The 18395-nt window shown below is 36.3% G+C and carries 14 protein-coding genes; 2 read left to right on the forward strand and 12 right to left on the reverse strand.

The annotated features are described in order from the left end of the window. Positions 1 to 159: 159 nt before the first annotated feature. From IGL86_RS08945 to rseP, 9 genes are all read right to left on the reverse strand, one after another. Entirely contained in the window at positions 160 to 4515 is a 4356-nt protein-coding gene (locus tag IGL86_RS08945) for a PolC-type DNA polymerase III (protein WP_002400824.1), read from the reverse strand. Between the two features lie 240 nt (positions 4516 to 4755). Beyond that, positions 4756 to 5091: a hypothetical protein gene (locus IGL86_RS08950; protein ID WP_016617542.1), complete on the reverse strand. Its 336-nt coding sequence runs from the start codon at positions 5089 to 5091 to the stop codon at positions 4756 to 4758. A 3-nt stretch (positions 5092 to 5094) separates the two neighbouring features. Next, on the reverse strand, positions 5095 to 5385 hold the full coding sequence (locus IGL86_RS08955) for a hypothetical protein (protein WP_016617541.1): 291 nt from the start codon (positions 5383 to 5385) through the stop codon (positions 5095 to 5097). 13 nt (positions 5386 to 5398) lie between these two features. Continuing rightward, complete coding sequence (locus IGL86_RS08960) at positions 5399 to 6712, reverse strand: hypothetical protein (protein ID WP_430605597.1); 1314 nt, start codon at positions 6710 to 6712, stop codon at positions 5399 to 5401. Positions 6713 to 6725: 13 nt separating this feature from the next. Continuing rightward, the gene (locus tag IGL86_RS08965) at positions 6726 to 7262 is read right to left on the reverse strand and encodes a hypothetical protein (RefSeq protein WP_033626040.1); all 537 of its coding nucleotides are present in this window, start codon (positions 7260 to 7262) and stop codon (positions 6726 to 6728) included. Between the two features lie 51 nt (positions 7263 to 7313). Next, positions 7314 to 7655, reverse strand: coding sequence for a hypothetical protein (locus IGL86_RS08970; RefSeq protein ID WP_430605598.1), 342 nt, complete (start codon positions 7653 to 7655; stop codon positions 7314 to 7316). A 12-nt stretch (positions 7656 to 7667) separates the two neighbouring features. After that, positions 7668 to 8204, reverse strand: a complete 537-nt coding sequence (locus tag IGL86_RS08975; RefSeq protein ID WP_033625879.1) for a hypothetical protein — start codon at positions 8202 to 8204, stop codon at positions 7668 to 7670. Between the two features lie 515 nt (positions 8205 to 8719). Next, the gene (locus IGL86_RS08980) at positions 8720 to 10438 is read right to left on the reverse strand and encodes a proline--tRNA ligase (RefSeq protein WP_033625880.1); all 1719 of its coding nucleotides are present in this window, start codon (positions 10436 to 10438) and stop codon (positions 8720 to 8722) included. 71 nt (positions 10439 to 10509) lie between these two features. Further along, entirely contained in the window at positions 10510 to 11778 is a 1269-nt protein-coding gene (rseP, locus tag IGL86_RS08985) for an RIP metalloprotease RseP (RefSeq protein ID WP_002408800.1), read from the reverse strand. A gap of 416 nt (positions 11779 to 12194) precedes the next feature. On the opposite strand from rseP, the gene IGL86_RS08990 reads away from it, so the two are divergent. Both IGL86_RS08990 and IGL86_RS08995 read left to right on the forward strand, forming a co-directional pair. Further along, positions 12195 to 12974, forward strand: a complete 780-nt coding sequence (locus IGL86_RS08990; protein WP_033625881.1) for an SDR family oxidoreductase — start codon at positions 12195 to 12197, stop codon at positions 12972 to 12974. An 84-nt stretch (positions 12975 to 13058) separates the two neighbouring features. Further along, positions 13059 to 13661 (forward strand): YczE/YyaS/YitT family protein, encoded by a 603-nt coding sequence (locus IGL86_RS08995; RefSeq protein WP_002384244.1) that lies wholly within the window; start codon positions 13059 to 13061, stop codon positions 13659 to 13661. Between the two features lie 373 nt (positions 13662 to 14034). Here IGL86_RS08995 and IGL86_RS09000 read toward each other — a convergent pair whose 3' ends face one another. The 3 genes from IGL86_RS09000 to sufB form a co-directional block, all read right to left on the reverse strand. Continuing rightward, positions 14035 to 14685 (reverse strand): hypothetical protein, encoded by a 651-nt coding sequence (locus tag IGL86_RS09000; protein ID WP_033625882.1) that lies wholly within the window; start codon positions 14683 to 14685, stop codon positions 14035 to 14037. A gap of 5 nt (positions 14686 to 14690) precedes the next feature. Next, positions 14691 to 16241, reverse strand: a complete 1551-nt coding sequence (locus IGL86_RS09005; protein WP_033625883.1) for an AAA family ATPase — start codon at positions 16239 to 16241, stop codon at positions 14691 to 14693. Positions 16242 to 16984: 743 nt separating this feature from the next. Beyond that, positions 16985 to 18379 (reverse strand): Fe-S cluster assembly protein SufB, encoded by a 1395-nt coding sequence (gene sufB / locus IGL86_RS09010; RefSeq protein WP_033625884.1) that lies wholly within the window; start codon positions 18377 to 18379, stop codon positions 16985 to 16987. Between the last annotated feature and the right edge of the window lie 16 nt (positions 18380 to 18395).

Here is an 18395-nt window from a genome sequence, read left to right on the forward strand (position 1 = left end):
CATTTTACTTTTTATGCACAAGCTCAACATAATTAAATAAAGATGGCTTTTTAATAAGTAATTAAAACGCTTCTAGCAATGATTTTCTAATTTATTTGATGACTAAAAAAGGCCGGTGAATAAGTTGCTTCACCGGCCTTTTTCTAAGAGATTTTTCTTTTATAACATATCAAATAATGATAATTGGTTTTCATCTGGCAAGTCTTTTAAGACACCATTTTCATTCATGTATTCAATTAACGTTTTAGAAACTTTGCCGCGTGTTGCCAAATCTTCTTTCGACAAGAACGGTTGCTCTTCTCGCGCAGCGACAATGGCTTTCGCTACGTTGAGTCCTAAACTTGGCACTGCTCGGAAAGGTGCAATCAAGGTATCCCCTTCAATCACAAAATTTTCAGCATCTGATTTGTACAAATCAATCATGCCAAATTTATAGCCCCGTTCCAACATTTCATTACATAATTCTAAAACCGTTAATAAGTTTTTCTCTTTAGTGGAGGCGTCCATCCCTTTGTCCGTAATTTCTTTCATTCGTGCTTTCACAGCTTCTTTCCCTTGTGACATTGCCACTAAGTCGAAGTCATCCGCCCGAACGGAGAAAAATGCACAGTAATATAAGATTGGGAAATAAACTTTAAAGTAAGCGACCCGCAATGCCATTAATACGTATGCTGCCGCATGGGCTTTCGGGAACATATATTTAATTTTAGAACAAGAATCAATATACCAGTCAGGGACGTTGTTTTCTTTCATCGCATTTAAATACGTATCCCGTAGTTCATCAGGAATCTTATTCCATTGTCCTTTACGTACCGTTTCCATAATCTTAAAGGCCATCCCACTGTCCAAACCAGCATGAATTAAATATACCATGATATCATCCCGACAACCAATTACTTCAGCAAGATTGGCTTCGCCACGGCGAATCAACTCTTCTGCATTCCCTAGCCACACATCGGTTCCGTGAGACAGTCCAGAAATTTGAAGTAATTCTGCAAAAGTTGATGGATGGGTCTGCTCTAACATGCCTCGAACGAAACGTGTTCCAAATTCAGGAATTCCTAACGTTCCTGTTTTAGAATAAATTTGCTCTGCATCCACACCTAGAACCTCAGGTCCTTCAAAAATACGCATCACTTCTGGATCGTCTGTTGGGATGGTTTTTGGCTCAATCCCAGATAAATCTTGTAACATCCGAATCACGGTTGGATCATCATGTCCCAGAATATCAAGTTTTAAAATATTATCGTGAATGGAATGGAAATCAAAGTGCGTCGTTTTCCATTCTGCCTCTTGATCATCAGCAGGGTATTGAATTGGCGTAAAGTCATAAACATCCATGTAATCAGGAATTACAATAATACCGCCGGGATGCTGCCCAGTCGTCCGTTTAACCCCTGTTGAACCTTTGGCTAAGCGATCAATTTCAGCACCACGCAAATGTAAATTATGATCTCTTTCATATCCTTTAACAAAGCCATACGCTGTTTTGTCAGCTACTGTACCAATGGTTCCTGCCCGATAGACATATTCTTCACCAAAAAGAACTTTCGTGTAGTTATGGGCTTCGGCTTGATAATCGCCAGAAAAGTTCAAATCGATATCGGGAACTTTGTCGCCATGGAACCCTAAGAACGTTTCAAAAGGAATGTCGTGACCATCTTTAAACAATCGAGCACCACATTTTGGACAGGCTTTTTCAGGCATATCAAACCCTGAACCATAGGAACCATCTTCATAGAACTCAGAATATTGACACTCAGGACAATAATAATGTGGCGCTAAAGGATTTACTTCAGTAATCCCTGTCATTGTCGCAACAAAACTCGAACCGACAGAGCCCCGTGAACCGACTAAATAGCCGTCTTCATTACTTTTATGCACCAGTTTTTGAGAAATTAAATAAATGACCGAGAAACCATTCCCGTTAATCGAATTCAGTTCCTTTTCTAACCGTTTTTCGACAATTTCTGGTAAAGGATCGCCATACAATTCGCGCGCACGATTGTAGCTTAAATCAGTGATCTCTTGTTCAGACCCAGGAATTTTTGGCGTATACAAATCGTCTTTTACTGGAATAACTTCTTCACATAAATCAGCGACTTTGTTGGGATTTTCTACTACAATTCGCTTAGCGACGTCTTGTCCTAAAAATTGAAATTCCGTTAACATTTCATCGGTGGTTCGGAAATGAACCTTTGGTAAACTATGGCGATTTAACGGATTAGCGCCACCCATAGACCCGACTAAAATTTTCCGATAGATGGCATCTTCTTCATTTAAATAATGAACATTTCCAGTGGCGACAACCAGCTTGCCAAGTTCGTCACCGATTTTCACTAGATTACTAATAATTTCTTCCAAATCTGCTTCATTTTTCACCAATTCTTGTTCAATTAATGGCGCGTAAACTGGTTTGGGCATAACTTCAATATAATCGTAGAATTTGGCACGATTTTTTGCTTCTTCGACACCTTTTTGCATCATTGCTTCAAAAATTTCGCCGTTTGAACATGCGGAACCGATTAAAAGCCCTTCTCTTAACTTCGATAATTGCGAACGAGGAATCCGTGGTACTCGGAAAAAATAATCTACATTGGACATCGAAATCAATTTAAAAAGATTTTTTAATCCTGCTTGAGTTGTTGCTAAAATCGTTGCATGGAAAGGTCGAGCTCGTTTGTATGAGTCTCCTTCGCCAATATGACGATTCAAATCATCATGGAAATGCATATCATGATTCTCTTTCGCTTCTTTTAAGAAAATCCAGCACAAATGACCCGTTGATTCCGAGTCATAGATGGCGCGGTGATGTTGTTCTAAGTTGACGCCAAATTTTTTCGATAAGGTATTTAGACGATGGCTTTTGAAATGTGGATACAAGAATCTGGATAATTCTAATGTATCGATGACGGGATTAGCCGCTTCAGGTATTCCATGTTTGCCATAACTTGTGTTTAAGAATCCCATATCAAAAGAAGCGTTGTGGGCCACTAAAATAGTTCCTTCTGAAAACTCTTTAAACATGCGTAAAACTTCTTCTTCGGATTTTGAACCGCGCACCATTTCATCTGTAATCCCAGTTAAATTGATCGTTGTTTGAGATAATGGATGGCCAGGATCAATAAATTGCTCAAATGTCTCAATGACATTTCCTTTGTGCATTTTGACAGCGGCCAATTCAATAATTGTATCATAAACAGCGGAAAGCCCCGTTGTTTCCACGTCAAAGACCACATAGGTAGCATCTGTTAATTCAATATGTTCTTCGTTGTAAGCAATAGGTACACCATCATCAACAATATTGGCTTCCACGCCGTATAAAATTTTAACGCCTGCTTTTTTACCTGCAGCATGGGCATCAGGAAACGCTTGGGCTCCGCCATGATCCGTAATTGCGATGGCCTTGTGCCCCCATTTCCCCGCTTGCGCCACCAAGTCACCGACTTTATTGGTCGCATCCATTGTACTCATGTTACTATGCATGTGTAATTCTACACGTTTTTCACCTTCTGGCGCGTAGTCTTTTCTTGGCGCATGGGCGACTTCCATCAAATCTTGGGCATTCATGACTAAATCACGCATGAAGGTATCTTCTTGTACACTACCACGAACACGAATCCAACTTTGCGGTTGAATCGCATCAAAAACTTGTTCATCTTTTTCCCCATTCGAAAATTTCTTCACCACGAAAGAGGAAGTATAATCAGTAATTTTCAAAATTAAAATTTTTCGTTTAGAACGCAATTCACGCACTTCTTTATCAAAAATAAAGCCTTCAATCGTTATCCGACGTTCTTCTTCCAGTATATTTCCCATTGGCATAATGGGTTCATCATTGGGAATATTCCGCCCTAAACGAATTGGACCATCAAACGCAGGCGCTTGTTGTTGTTTTTCTTTTTTCATTTGTTCATGTTTAACAAGCGATTCAGCAGCTTGTTGTTGAAAGGCTGCGGCTTGTTCTAATTTTTGCTCTTCAAACTTTTTCAGCACTTCTGCAGCTTGCTGTTGATCCATTTTTGGTTCAATATGAAATTTAGGAAACCCGTAAGAGAAATAAAGTTCCTCAATAATTGGTAAATATTGTTGCTTCAAATAAGGAATAACTGCTTCATTATCAACAGGTAAGATAATTTTCCGATCTTCGAATTGTGGTGTCTGTGTTTTTAAGACTTTCTGAACTAACGGTGTATTGCATTGACTATTTAACAAGGCCAACTGCCAATAATCCGTTAATTGTTCCTCTGTAAATGTTGTCTGATTTGTGGTTATTTGAACGGAAACCTGCGCAATTTGTTGAAAAGCTAGTTCCAATTGTTGCATAAATGTTTGATATAGCATCACTGGCATCAATTCATCAAAACTTAAATGAAATTCCCATAAGCGACTTTGTTGGTGAACAATGACCTTGTCAATCCGGCCATTTTGAATTAAGGGATGTTCTTTCGCTGTGTCATCTAACTGAATTTGCGTCATCAGTTTATCAAATAAATCGCGTGCTTTTTCTGTCACAAAATGAACCTCCTTCTATCATTGAAAAAAGGCCCTCAGACAAATCTGTCAAGTGCCTTTTTTCGGTTTCTCTGCATTCGCTTCTCTATTAAGTATACTCGTTTTTTGTAAAAAAACAATCTTGTTCCGTCACTGGCTTGCTAAAAATTAGAGAACAAGAGTAATGTACTCGTGAAGAATCCCATTATTTGTATGAACATATTGAAAAAAACATCCTTTAACTCCGTATTTACCAATCCCTTACAAATCCATTCTTGCCATTTCTTCCAATTTCTCACTCTCTTTTCGATAATTTTTTCGCATGGTTTGTTCTGTTTCTTCTAGGATTGAAACAAACCGATTTTCTGTTCGTTTCACTTCATCTAAACTGGTGGCTATTTGATGATGAAACATTCGTTTGTCCCAAGTATCATTTCTAGTAAAATAAGCCACCTTGTCTACTAGTTGGTTCGTTTGTTGTCTAAATCGCTGGATTTCAGCGGAAACATGTTGCTGTTGTTGATTGATTCTGCGCTTTTCTTGATAATAGTTGTCTTCAATCATCTGGTAACTGCGGCGTTTTTCTTCCGGTGTCATCTCTTAACCTCCTTTTGCTGGTGTTTTTAAATTTGCGTCAGGAATCGTTTTCAAATAATGGCTCGCTGCGTCCGCCACTTGCCCTTGGAACGCACCTTTTAAGGAAGTAGGCAACGTAGTTTTTGATTGTTTGCTCATCAATTCTGAAAGTTTCTTGATTGTATGTGTGGAGGTTTGTTTGATGGTTGTGATTCTGGTTTGTTTTGCTGTAATCACAGCTTGAATGGCTTGGCGTTCTTGTATCTTTTGTACGCGTTCTAATTCCAATTGAAGTTCTCTTTCCAGTTCATCCATGTGCGACATCCTTTCATTTCTGTGCAAATAACTGATTCCCTGCTTGGCGATCGTATTCTTGAATATTTTTAGCCGCAGTTGTTAACTTTTCACTAAATGTCATCAGTTTTTGATTATATTGTTTCACTTGTTTCCGATTGTGACTGGCCTGTGCCTCGTCCCACAAACGACTTTTTTCATAGGGTGCAATCATTGCTTGGACCTCAGAATAAGACAAATATTGTCTTATTTCATTGGCACTTGTTAAAATTTCCTTGGAAATTTCTGCTAACGCTTGTTCTGTGTCTTGCTGGCTTTGTTTCAACAATTTCTCCGCTTCTTCACCGATTGTCCTAGCCTGATTAGCTACCTGTAATGCCAAGTCTGCTCGTAACTTGATTTTTTGACCGCCAGAAGCACTGGCAATTTTTGTATGTAAAGAACGAATAGCTTTATCAGTACCAGATTTTAATTTTTCCAAATTCGCATTCGTTTGCGCAAATTCGCCATAGAGTTCTAAGTACTCCTGCACTCGTTTTTTCGCTTCGGCTTCATTATTTGTGGTGGGATCCCAGTCGCCATTTTTCTTTGCCCAGACTTTCGCTGCTAACTTGACTTGCTCCAAAGTCATATTCGGTGCGAAAATGCCATCTTTGGCTAAACGATCCAAATCCAAGTCGTCTCCATCAAAATAGTTGGCTAAAGTATTATGTTCACCAACCCCTGAAATCGAAGAAAGCGTGCCATATTTACTATCACGTCCTGACAGTGCTGCCCATGAATCATTTTGGTAGCGAATCAAAAATTCTGGATTTTCTTGTAGCCACTGTTTTTCACTCGTCGTTAAACGTTCAAATTGATTGCGGCCCCAATCATCAAAACTGGTGGTACGAAAGCCCATTTCTTGCCCGTATTTCCCTGCCATTTTCATCATGTAGCCACCTGATTGACTAAAGCCTGCAACATCGGTAATTGTGCCGTTTTGCGAGGCGATTTTTTGCTGCGTTTGTTTTAAAAATTTTTCAGCTTCCTGATATTCTTCAGAAAGTCCACCTACAAAAGCTGTCCCAGCTGTCTCAAAGCCTTTTTTACCTTCATCGCCAAATGAATTGGTACCAGCGTACACGACAGCGACGTTGTTATAGTCAGGTTTGCCTTGGTCATCTAAAGGGGCGATGGCCATGGCATTTAGTTGGCTGGATTGGGTGCTGGCGGCTTTGTGGATGATTTGATAGTCTGTTTTTCGTCTTTGAATATCTAAAGTCACAGTATCAGTTTCTTTTTGAACTGTCTTTTTAATGGCATCAATTGCCTTTGCCAATTCTTCTGTTGTAATTTCCTTTGTCAAAATCTTTTACCTCCTAATAAATTAATTCGTGAATTTCTATGTTATAAACTACTTTTGCATTTGGACTCCCTTTAGTAGCTTTTTTAAATTTGTCAAAAATTTTATTTTCATTCTGACTTAATTTATTTATCGTACTTTTTAATTCTGCTTCAATAACAATATCTATATTTTTAGAATTTAATGAATCTAGTACAACATATTTTTCCAACTCATAATCATATTCTGCTTCATCAGCCAATCGAAAGTAAGGCATAAAGTATTTATCTTCCGAAACATACACTTTCACATCACTATCCACATAATTCCCCAACAGCGAAGTCCCATATCCTTTTGCATTCCGCCACTCTACACCAATACCTTGCCACTCAATCTTCTCAATGCCTTCATAGTTTTCTACCAAATAGTTTGATACATATTTTTGAATTAAATCGATTCCTTGTTGGTAATCTTTTTCTATTGCTTTTTTATCCATGTATTGTTTGCCTCCGATTCCTATTATGATTAGTACTGCAGCAGCTAAGGTAATTAGCCACCATTTTCTTGTTTTCACTGGCTTTCCTCCTTTCTTTTTTATGTACACTAATTTTTCAAAACTTCTATGTTAAGATATTCTGGCTTCCTTATATTCAGCAGAAAGTCCACCTGCAAAAGCTGTTCCAACTGTTTCAAAGCCTTTTTTACCTTCATCCCCAAAGGAATTGGTACCAGCGTACACGATAGCGACGTTGTTATAGTCAGGTTTGCCTTGGTCATCTAAAGGGGCGATGGCCATGGCATTTAGTTGGCTGGATTTGGTGCTGGCGGCTTTGTTTATAAGTTGAAAGCTCTCCTTTCGTTGATTAATTTCTAACTTGAATTCTTCTCCGATTCTAATCTCTTTTACTCTATCTTTGGTGTCATCAATTGCTTTAGCTAACACTTCTGTTGTAATTTCATTGCTCATTACAATAACCTCCTAATACTTCAATTCATAAATATCTAAATTATAAATAATTTTAGGTATCGATAGCTTTACTGTTTTTTTCCTAACTTGCTGAAGTTTTATTTTTTCTTTGTCATTAAATCTTCTATTAGCATTCCGGATTTCCATTTCTAACATAGAATCTATGTTTTCAGAATTAAGAACATCACTTTGAACATATTTTTTTAATTCTTCGTTGTATTCTGTTTCATCAGTCAAGAGAAAATGTAATTTAATGTAACTATTTTGAGAAACAAATAACTTAACATCGCTTTTCACATAATTCCCCAACAACGAAGTCCCGTATCCTTTTGCATTCCGCCACTCTACACCAACGCCTTGCCACTCAATCTTCTCAATGCCTTCATAGTTTTCTACTAAATAGTTCGATACATATTTTTGAATCAAATCGATTCCTTGTTGGTAATCTTTTTCTATTGCTTTTTTATCCATGTATTGTTTCCCTCCAATTCCTAAAATGATTGACACGATACTAGCTAAACCAATTAACCACCATTTTCCTTTTTTCACTGGCTTCTCTCCTTTCTTTTTATGTACAATCGTGTTTTAACATTCTATTGGATTCGTCCCATAAATCCCTTTCACTAGTACAGCGCCAATGCTACTGGGTTCCCTTTACTAACCTAACTTCATTCAATCGTTTCTATTCTGAAAGAGTATTTTCTTTAATTTTCTAACCTATTTTTTATTGGTTATAACCTCCTCTATTTAATCTAATAAATTAGCCACCATTTTATAATATCATTAAAATATAATTACTGTAAATATAATTTTAAATCCTATATATATATGAAAAATTTGTTTAAAAACAAAAAAATATCATTTAATCAGCTTAAATCACTTATTTATTTCCTCTATTATTAAAAACAATAAATGAAATAATTTTATATAGATTAATCTTTAAAATCGAATATTGTTTATAGCTTGAGACATTTAAGTTTTTTATTACATTAAAAAAGCTTAAAACAAAATCAGAGAAACTTTGATTTCGTTTTAAGCTTTATACTGTTATTAAGTTTGTTTATTTATTCCACTTCTGATGTTGTGTTCATCAAAATAGAAAGTGTGCTTTCTAATTCTTCTTTGCGTACTTCCAACATTTCACCAGTACGTTTGATTTTGACTTCTACCACACCATCGACTGCTTTTTTCCCGACTGTGATACGGATTGGACAACCAATTAAATCAGCATCAGCAAATTTTACGCCTGCGCGCTCGTTGCGGTCATCAACTAATACTTCGTAGCCCGCTTCGATCATCATTGCTTCAACTTCTTGTGATAGTTTTGTTTGATACTCATCTTTCACATTCATTTGGACCACGTGTAAATCAAATGGCGCAATTCCTGTTGGCCAATTAATACCGCGCTCGTCTGCATTTTGTTCAACGATTGCTGAAAGTAAACGACTAACGCCGATGCCATAGCAACCCATGATCACTGATTTTTCACGACCGTTTTCATCTAAAACTGTTGCGCCCATAGCATCACTGTAACGCGTTCCTAATTTAAAGATATGACCAATTTCGATTCCTTTAGTAAAGGCTAAGACACCATTGCCATCAGGAGAAGGATCGCCTTCTTGAACAAAACGTAAATCTTCGTAACTAATTGGTTGGAAATCACGATCTGGATTTACATTTGTCAAATGATAGCCATCTTCGTTAGCCCCAACAATGGCGTTGGCTAAATCTTGAACAGCTAAATCTGCATAAATTTTAACATCTTCGGAAACATTGACTGGACCAATTGAACCAAAGCCCGCTCCTAAGACACGGCGAGCATCTTCTTCTGTTGCTTCATCTAAGAAATCAGCGCCTAAGAAGTTTTTCAATTTGACATCATTGACATCATGATCGCCACGAACCAAGACCATTACTGGCTCTTCATCGGCAATAAATAGTACTGATTTAATAATTCGTTGTGGCTCAACTTCAAAGAAGTTTGCCACTTCGGCAATTGTACCCACTTCTGGTGTTGCAATTTTTTCTAAATCTAATTGTGTTTCATGTGATTTTTTCGGCGTATAAAGACTTGTTGCCATTTCTAAATTGGCAGCATAATCACTTTCTGTTGAATAGCAAATAGTATCTTCCCCAATTTCAGAAATCGCCATAAATTCTTTAGAATCTTTACCACCCATGGCACCACCGTCCCCAATAATGGCACGGAATTCTAGTCCACAGCGTTCAAAAATGCGTGAGTAAGCTTTTTCGTAATCACGGTATGATTGATCTAAACTAGCTTCATCGGCATGAAAAGAATAGCCATCTTTCATGATAAATTCACGGCCTCTTAATAAGCCAGAACGAGGGCGTTTTTCATCACGATATTTTGTTTGAATTTGGTATAAATTCAAAGGTAATCGTTTGTAAGAATTGATTTCATCACGAATTAATTCTGTGAAGGTTTCTTCATGCGTTGGGCCTAAGATATAGTCACGGTCATTGCGATCTTTTAAGCGATACAAGTTAGGTCCATAAGTTTCATAACGGCCTGATTCTTTCCAAAGTTCTGCTGGTAATAACGCAGGCATTAACATTTCAACTGCATCAATTTTCTCAAATTCTTCTCGCATAATCGTTTTTAATTTTTCTAAAACACGATTGGCTAAAGGTAAATAAGAATAGATCCCTGCAGCGACTTGACGAATATAGCCTGCGCGCAACAGAATTTGATGACTTAAGACTTCTGCATCATTTGGTACTTCTCTTAACGTTGGAATTAACATTTTTGACTGTTTCATTAAAACTCTCCTCTATTTTAAAATCAATTATTTTTGATTTCTTTACACACTTTTTTACTTAAGCTTTCTCCTTAAAAGAAAAAGCGTTGAATATCGTTCCAAGTAACTAACACCATTAACACCATGACAAACCCAAAGCCAATTAACGTAATGATGCCTTCTTTTTCAGGACTAATTGGTTTTCCACGTACACCTTCAATAATGTTTAAGACAATTTTCCCGCCATCTAAAGCTGGGATCGGCAACAAATTAATAATCCCTAAGTTCATTGACAACATGGCCATTAAGAATACAACTGTACTTACTCCAGCATTGGATGCTTCTTCCGATAATTTAAACATCATGACTGGCCCACCTAGTTTGTTTAAACTAAAGCCTGTGAATAGTGAGCCCAGTGCTTTAAAAATCTGTGTCGTACTATTTAAAGTATCCTGAATACCGCCCATCAATTTTGACGGTAAATCGGTTTTCATATAAGGATAAACGCCGACTTTACCAATCGTTTGTTTTTCCACTTTTTGTTTTTCTGGTGTCACTGTTAGTTGCTCTTCTTTGCCGTTACGCTCAACTATGAACGTCAACGGCTTTTCGGGGTTCTTCTGCACAATGGTTGTAAAATCTTCGTATTTTTTGATTTTTTGATTATTAATCGATAAGACTTTATCGTTTTCTTTCAACCCAGCTTCTGCCGCCGGGCCATTAGGAATCACTTGTCCAATTTGGTTCGTGTTTAAATCAGTGACGCCTCCTTGTAGAAAGACCGCTAACGTAAACAGAATAAACCCTAAGATAAAGTTATTCATGGGTCCCGCAAAGTTCGTCAAAATGCGTTGCGATAATTTCGCTGATTGAAATTGAACGTCAAGTGGCGCAATCCGCACCTCGGTTCCATCACTTTCAATAATCGTTGCATCATGGTCAACTTTATAAACGGTTTCTTCTTCCTCGTTTCCATTGACATAGCCCTTGATGAATAATTCTTTTTCAAGATCAAAATCAACGACTTCCATCGGAATACTATGAGGTAATTGTACTTTTTTACTTGTATTAATTTTAACCACATTACCCACGGCATTTAACTCAACAGATAGAGGCATACCTGGTGTGATTTCTGTCATGTCTTCGCCCATCCCAGCCATTCGCACATAGCCACCAATTGGCAATAAGCGAATCGTATAAGTGGTGCCATCTTTTCCACGATGCGCAAAAATCTTTGGTCCCATTCCGATTGCAAACTCACGAACTAAAATACCCGCTCGTTTTGCAAAATAAAAGTGGCCAAATTCATGTACGAGGACAAGAATACCGAAGACAATAATGAATGTGATAATTGTTTTCATAGATGTCCTTCTTCCTTCATTCACTGACGTTCAGTGCTTTTTATTATTACATGGGAAAGTCTCGTAAAACTTGCTCTGTTCCCTTCCCGATAAACCAGCGCAACTGTTTACTGAGAACAGTCGCCACTGTTAGTGAACAAATCTTTCCTTATGTAAGACAAGTTTTATTTTAGCATATTCACTCATAAATAACCATTGGACTTGACCACTTCGTCTGGATATTTTGTGTTTTTTTAGAAAACTGTATAAATGAGAGGAATTGATTACTACGACCAGTATTTATTTTAAAGACCTTCAACAATAGTAGCTAACTTTAGAGCCTAAACTTTTCCGACAGTTTGTCGTATTTTATCAACACGCTGATTGACATGTGCTACCATGAAAGTATTAATAGTAATTTTAGGGGGAATGAATCAATGTATGGAGAATTACATGGTAAAGTGGCCGTTGTCACTGGTGCAGCTACGGGTTTAGGATTATTTATTACTCTGCGTTATATCTTAGAGGGCATGAATGTTGTTGCTGACTATGTCGGTGAGCTGCCTAAAGAGTTTGAAGATGTCCAAGCCAAGCACGCAGACCGCGTAAAATTCGTGAAGGCTGATGTCTCTAATGAAGAAGATATTAAAGCGTTAGCTGAAACCGCTTTAAAAGAGTTTGGTCATGTTGACATTTGGGTAAATAACGCCGGTGTGGAGGCTTCTTTTCCGACAATTGATATGCCATTAAAAGAATGGCAACGTGTCATTGATGTCAATTTAAACGGTGTCTTTTTGGGTTCTAGAGAGGCACTCCGAATATTTAGAGATCAAAAAATCAAAGGGTCAATCATTAATATGTCCTCCGTTCACCAAAGAATTCCTTGGCCAACGTTCGCCCACTATGCGGCAAGTAAAGGCGCCACCGAAATGTTCACGAAAACAATCGCTTTGGAATATGCGGAATATGGTATTCGTGCCAACTGTATTGCGCCTGGAGCGATTAACACACCTATTAATGCTAAAAAATTTTCCGATCCCGAACAGTTAAAACAAACAACGAGCATGGTTCCTATGGGCATTATTGGTAAACCCAATCAAGTAGCTGCTGCGGCCGCTTGGTTAGCTTCTGATGAATCCTCATACGTAACCGGAACAACACTCTTTGTAGATGGCGGGATGTCTCTATACCCTTCGTTCCAACACGGAGCTGGTTAAAAAGTAGTCTGCAACAAAATTCTCTATGAATTTTTGTTGCAGACTTTGTACTATCACACACAAAATCTATTCAGGAGGCTTACCATGAAACTAGTCAAAAATGTTCTTTTAATTTTAATTGGTTTAGTTATTATCGGGATTGGCGCATCCACTTTAAGAGTGGCAGGTTTAGGAGTTGATCCTTTCACTGCTATGAATATCGGACTTTCTTCGATGTTTGGTATGCAATTAGGCATTTTTCAAATTATTGTCAATGCGTTTATTTTATTCTATGTCTATTTAAAAAACAAAAAAGCCATTGGTCTAGGAACTATTTTAAATATGCTTTTAGTAGGGATTTTGATTCAACAGATTTCTACTTGGCTTCAACCTTACGCCAATAGTTTAGGAGGCTCAACAATTGGCAAACTACTTTCTTTATTCTTCGGAGTCCTGATTTTTACATTTGGCTGCGCCTTATACATGGCTACAGATCAAGGCGAATCCCCCTATGATGCGATTGCGCCAACCATCTGTCAACAAATCAACAAACCTTACGCTTCTGTTCGAAAAGCACAAGATTTGTTGGTCCTATTAATTGGCTTTATTGCTGGTGGTCCAATTGGGATTGGTACAATTATTTGTGCATTTGGTGCTGGCCCACTCATTAGTTTCTGGAACAAGTTACTTCAACCTTTAGTAAAATAATTTTTTAACTAAAATATAAGAAAAAGCGATGACTTCATAGAGACTTTCTTCTCGAGTCATCGCTTTTTTATTTGTGCTTCTTTGAAGAAGCATGATTAGTATGTTTCTTGTTTGGCTTTCCGTTGTTGTTTTGGTTGATTATTTGTTGGTAGAGTGAAAAACTAGCCGACAGAGCCTTCCATATTGGAATCGAGGTTGCAACCAGTATCATTCATTGTCAAAACAAGCAATTAAGGTCACTCATTATAGTTTGATTAATCATTAATTATCAATGATTATCAAATTAGGATGGTCAAAATCTGGTCAATTTGGATATGTTATTGGGAGCAAAAAAAGTTGGTCAGTTTAATTTTTGACCAACTTTTTTTAATTATCATGCTAATAAAATACTTCCTTCATAAAATTCTTTACCATTATCCCCAACAGTTTCTTCTAAAATAACAACTTTTACAGGTAACTCAACTAGCTCTTTTCCTTTTAAATTATGTCGGACTTTATTTGAATCTCTCAATAATTTTAATAATACATTGCTCTCCACAGGTTTTCCCGGTATAACTTTTTTTGGAGTACTGTATAAAACTTTTTTTCCTGAACAAACAATTAACTCATAATCAATTTTAATTTCTTGATTCTCAAAAATAGTATTTTTATTAAAGTCAATTTGAGCTTCTGACATTTTTATTACTGAGATAGCATGTAATATTCCTGAGTGCAACTGTTTAGGGATTTTATCAAGATGTTTAGTAATGTCTCTTTTAATTTCAATTACATATATTTTGTATTCATGTTCAGACAGCTTTTTAATAAATACTCCATCTGGAAACTCATTATAATGCAAAAATTTAATCTTAGAATGTTCATCTTTTGGTTCAATAAGATGATAGACTGGTACTTCTACTTCATTATTTAATTCTACATTCAAGATCATTTTAAAATTATTGTGCTTTAGCTGATCTTCTACAACTTCTGTTTTCCTACACATTAGACATCTTAAAAATTCATCTTTAAATATATTAACACTCATATTTATTAGTCAGCCCTATCCTTTTCATCTTTTATAATCTTATTTTGAGAGACTTCTGTATTTTGATACAATAACTCTAATTGACTTGTAATAAAATCAGAAGAAACACCATATGAATCAGAAACCTCCAATTTTTTTATAAAGAATGGAAAAGTTGTATCAATTATCTCGTACCCAGATACCTCTTTGATTTTCTTATTTTCTAAATATATATTATTAATCTGCGCTAAAAAAACATCGCTATGCGTAGAAAGTATGATTTGATATTTTTGGTTTAATTCAAAAATATATTCAGCCATTTCTAAAATCCCTTTGGTAGACAAATTTGCCTCCGGTTCTTCTATAATCACAATTTTCTTATCAAATCTTCTTCTAAAAATTCTTTGATTAAACATATTATATGATTTATTTCGATAATTTTGATTTAACATAAAAAAAGGATATATTTTATTTTGTTTTGTCGAAAATAATGTTCTATTAACTATTTCTCCGTTTTCAGTCTCTATTTTAGTAATTTCACCTGACTCATCAAATAAAGGAGTACCGCCCAAAATTTTCTTATAGGAATCTTCAAATATCATTCTATCTTTCATATTACTTGATGTTAGTGTATAGTATTCCTTGAATCCCATATACTCTTTAGCAAATTTTTCTTCACTATATCTTAAACCATTGTAATCATTTGCTAAAAGTTGTTTTTCCATAAATCTACTCATAGATACAATTCTTTCTGATGGTATATATGATATTTCTTTTAAAGAATTGCTTTGTATAGTCATATTTCTCAAGACATTCGATATTACCTCTTTCAACATGTTATGAACAAAATCATAATTATTCGTATCAATATATTCTCTATTCAATTCATTTTCTTCTCTGGTAATAAATCTTGTACTACTTCTAAACCCCTTAAAACCTTTCTCCCCTGTGAAACTCAAACTTAGGTAGTCATTATCATCAGAAGTCTCATATACCTTTTGCTTGTCAGTATTAAAAACTAAATCATCTGAAGATGAATCTACAAAGTTTAAACAAATTTCATACTCTATTGTACATTCATTAAGACACTCAGAAAAAGGAATTGAAATATCAGGTATGAAACTCTTTAACAACTCATCTTGGCTATCTTTATCATCCATAAATAATATTTCTTTCTTTATAATAACTTGTAATTCTTGTATCAATCCATTTATTAATGCCTCTATGCCCTCAGCTACATCTTTTTGATTAGTTATAGTACTTTTTATCTCAAAAATATATGATTTACCTGGTTGTTTTTTTTCATCTAATTTAGAAAAAATTTTACCATGATTTAAACTAGTATAATTTTTTATACTTGATCTTACAACTTCTGTTTTAAATTCTAGATTTCTAATTAATTTATCTATAAAACTGCTATTTAAAATCTTTTCCACAATATAATCATTTGTCTTTGCATACGCCTCTAATAATAAAGTTTTTCCAACACCATTATTTCCTATCAAAATCGTTAAAGGAGTGTTTACACTAAAACTACCCTCGCCTATGTTGACAAACTTTTCAAATTTTATATCCATGATTTCATTCCTTCATCAACTTATTTACTTAATAATACCATATATATATCAACTAACAAAATAGTATTCTAGATGAAACATTTGTAGGTCTGTTTCATCTGCAATAACTGCCACAACTATGTAGTACTTTTTAACTATTTTTAGCAGAAAACTATTTTTTTATTTCCACATAAATGAAACAGAACATCCCTTTGTATCAGCATTCTTAACCCTAATTTCATTTAGTTTCATCTATCAAAATTTATTAACCTTTTGCAAAAGACAAAAAAAGAGTATCCCAAGTGAGCCGTGTAGCTCAATTAAAGGGTACCCTTAGTACGGTCAAATATCAACGGGGTGGGTTTCTCTATCCTATTCAATTCCTTGTATGATTCTGCCAAAGATATGATTAGCTTGGGTTGGTTGTCCATCAATTAGAGTAAGAGTGTACTCCGTTTCCAGCGGCTCTTTTAAGCTTACTGTAATCCCTTCTCCACCTTCTGCTGAACAGATAGGCAATTGCTTTCAGATGTTCAATTGCTTCTGATATAGCTTGCTGATCATTTGGAATAGACTCATCAACATAAATAGAAAAGTAACGTAATCTATCTATACAGATATTGCGAACAGCGCCCCTAAGAAAACTGGTCAAGAGTTTGCTGATATGATGGCTCATCAGTAAAAAGCTGGTCATTTCTACTATCAAGACAAAATAAAAAAGCTAGAATCCTTATACATCAAGGGTTCTAGCTCCTATAATAGGTTTATCCAACACTGCCTTCCATCTCATAACTAATCAACCGATTCAACTCAACCGCATATTCCATCGGTAATTCTTTCGTAAATGGTTCAACAAAGCCCATAACAATCATTTCTGTCGCTTCGGCTTCAGATAAGCCGCGACTCATTAAATAATATAATTGTTCTTCAGAAATTTTTGAAACTTTGGCTTCGTGTTCTAAGGACACTTGGCTGTTATGGATTTCGTTAAACGGAATCGTATCTGATTTTGATTTTTCGTCCATGATAATCGTGTCGCATTCGATGTGGGAAATCGAGCCTGCGCTGTCTTTGCCAAAAGTCACTTGGCCACGGTAGTTAACTTCGCCGCCGTCTTTAGCAATTGATTTTGAAACAATTGAGCTAGAGGTATTCGGCGCATTGTGAATCATTTTGGCCCCAGTATCTTGGATTTGGTTAGCACCAGCAAAGGCAATCGATAACATCGTGCCACGGGCGCCTTTACCATCTAAGTAAACGCTTGGGTATTTCATGGTTGTTTTAGCTCCTAGGTTACCATCAATCCATTCGACAGTGGCACCTTCGTAAGCTTTAGCACGTTTGGTTACTAAGTTGTAGACGTTATCTGACCAGTTTTGAATAGTGGTATAACGACAATAAGCATCTTTTCTTGTAAAAATTTCTACGATGGCCGCATGCAAGCTGTTACTTGAATACGTGGGGGCCGTACAACCTTCAACATAGTGAACGCTAGCCCCTTCATCGACAATAATCAAGGTCCGTTCAAATTGGCCGGTATTTTCAGCGTTGATTCGGAAATATGTTTGTAATGGTACATCAACTCGAACGCCTTTTGGTACATAAATAAAGGTTCCACCTGACCAAACAGCTGAGTTTAAAGCGGCCAGTTTATTATCTGTTGGTGGCACAAGTTTTGAAAAATACTCTTTGAATAAGTCAGGATATTCTCTTAAAGCAGAGTCAGTATCTGTAAAAATGATGCCTAATTTTTCAAATTCTTCTTTCATGTTGTGGTAAACAACTTCTGATTCATATTGAGCCGAAGCCCCAGCTAGATAAGCACGCTCAGCTTCGGGAATCCCAATTTTTTCAAAGGTTTCTTTGATTTTATCAGGTACATCATCCCAATCGCGTGCGGGTTTGTCACTCGGTTTTTGATAATATTTAATTTTACTAAAGTCAATATCTGACAGGTCTGGACCCCATTCTTGCATGGGCATTTTATTGAATTGTTCTAACGATTTTAAACGGAAGTCAAGCATCCATTCTGGTTCGCCTTTCACGCGAGAAATTTCGCGAACGACGTCTTCTGTTAGGCCGTCTCCGGTACTAAAGACTGGTTCCACATCGTCGTGAAAGCCAAATTTATATTCTTCTAATTCAGGTACTGTACTCAATTCGTCGTCACCCTTT

The sequence above is a fragment of the Enterococcus sp. DIV0774 genome (assembly GCF_050539095.1).
Taxonomy (GTDB): Bacteria; Bacillota; Bacilli; order Lactobacillales; family Enterococcaceae; genus Enterococcus; species Enterococcus faecalis.

What these genes read in the sequence shown, in the direction of transcription:
- IGL86_RS08950 (WP_016617542.1), bottom strand. Translation starts at nt 5,091, where the DNA reads ATGACACCGGAAGAAAAACGCCGCAGTTACCAGATGATTGAAGACAAC.
- IGL86_RS08955 (WP_016617541.1), bottom strand. Translation starts at nt 5,385, where the DNA reads ATGGATGAACTGGAAAGAGAACTTCAATTGGAATTAGAACGCGTACAA.
- IGL86_RS08970 (WP_430605598.1), bottom strand. Translation starts at nt 7,655, where the DNA reads ATGAGCAATGAAATTACAACAGAAGTGTTAGCTAAAGCAATTGATGAC.
- IGL86_RS08980 (WP_033625880.1), bottom strand. Translation starts at nt 10,438, where the DNA reads ATGAAACAGTCAAAAATGTTAATTCCAACGTTAAGAGAAGTACCAAAT.
- rseP (WP_002408800.1), bottom strand. Translation starts at nt 11,778, where the DNA reads ATGAAAACAATTATCACATTCATTATTGTCTTCGGTATTCTTGTCCTC.
- IGL86_RS08990 (WP_033625881.1), top strand. Translation starts at nt 12,195, where the DNA reads ATGTATGGAGAATTACATGGTAAAGTGGCCGTTGTCACTGGTGCAGCT.
- IGL86_RS08995 (WP_002384244.1), top strand. Translation starts at nt 13,059, where the DNA reads ATGAAACTAGTCAAAAATGTTCTTTTAATTTTAATTGGTTTAGTTATT.
- IGL86_RS09000 (WP_033625882.1), bottom strand. Translation starts at nt 14,685, where the DNA reads ATGAGTGTTAATATATTTAAAGATGAATTTTTAAGATGTCTAATGTGT.
- IGL86_RS09005 (WP_033625883.1), bottom strand. Translation starts at nt 16,241, where the DNA reads ATGGATATAAAATTTGAAAAGTTTGTCAACATAGGCGAGGGTAGTTTT.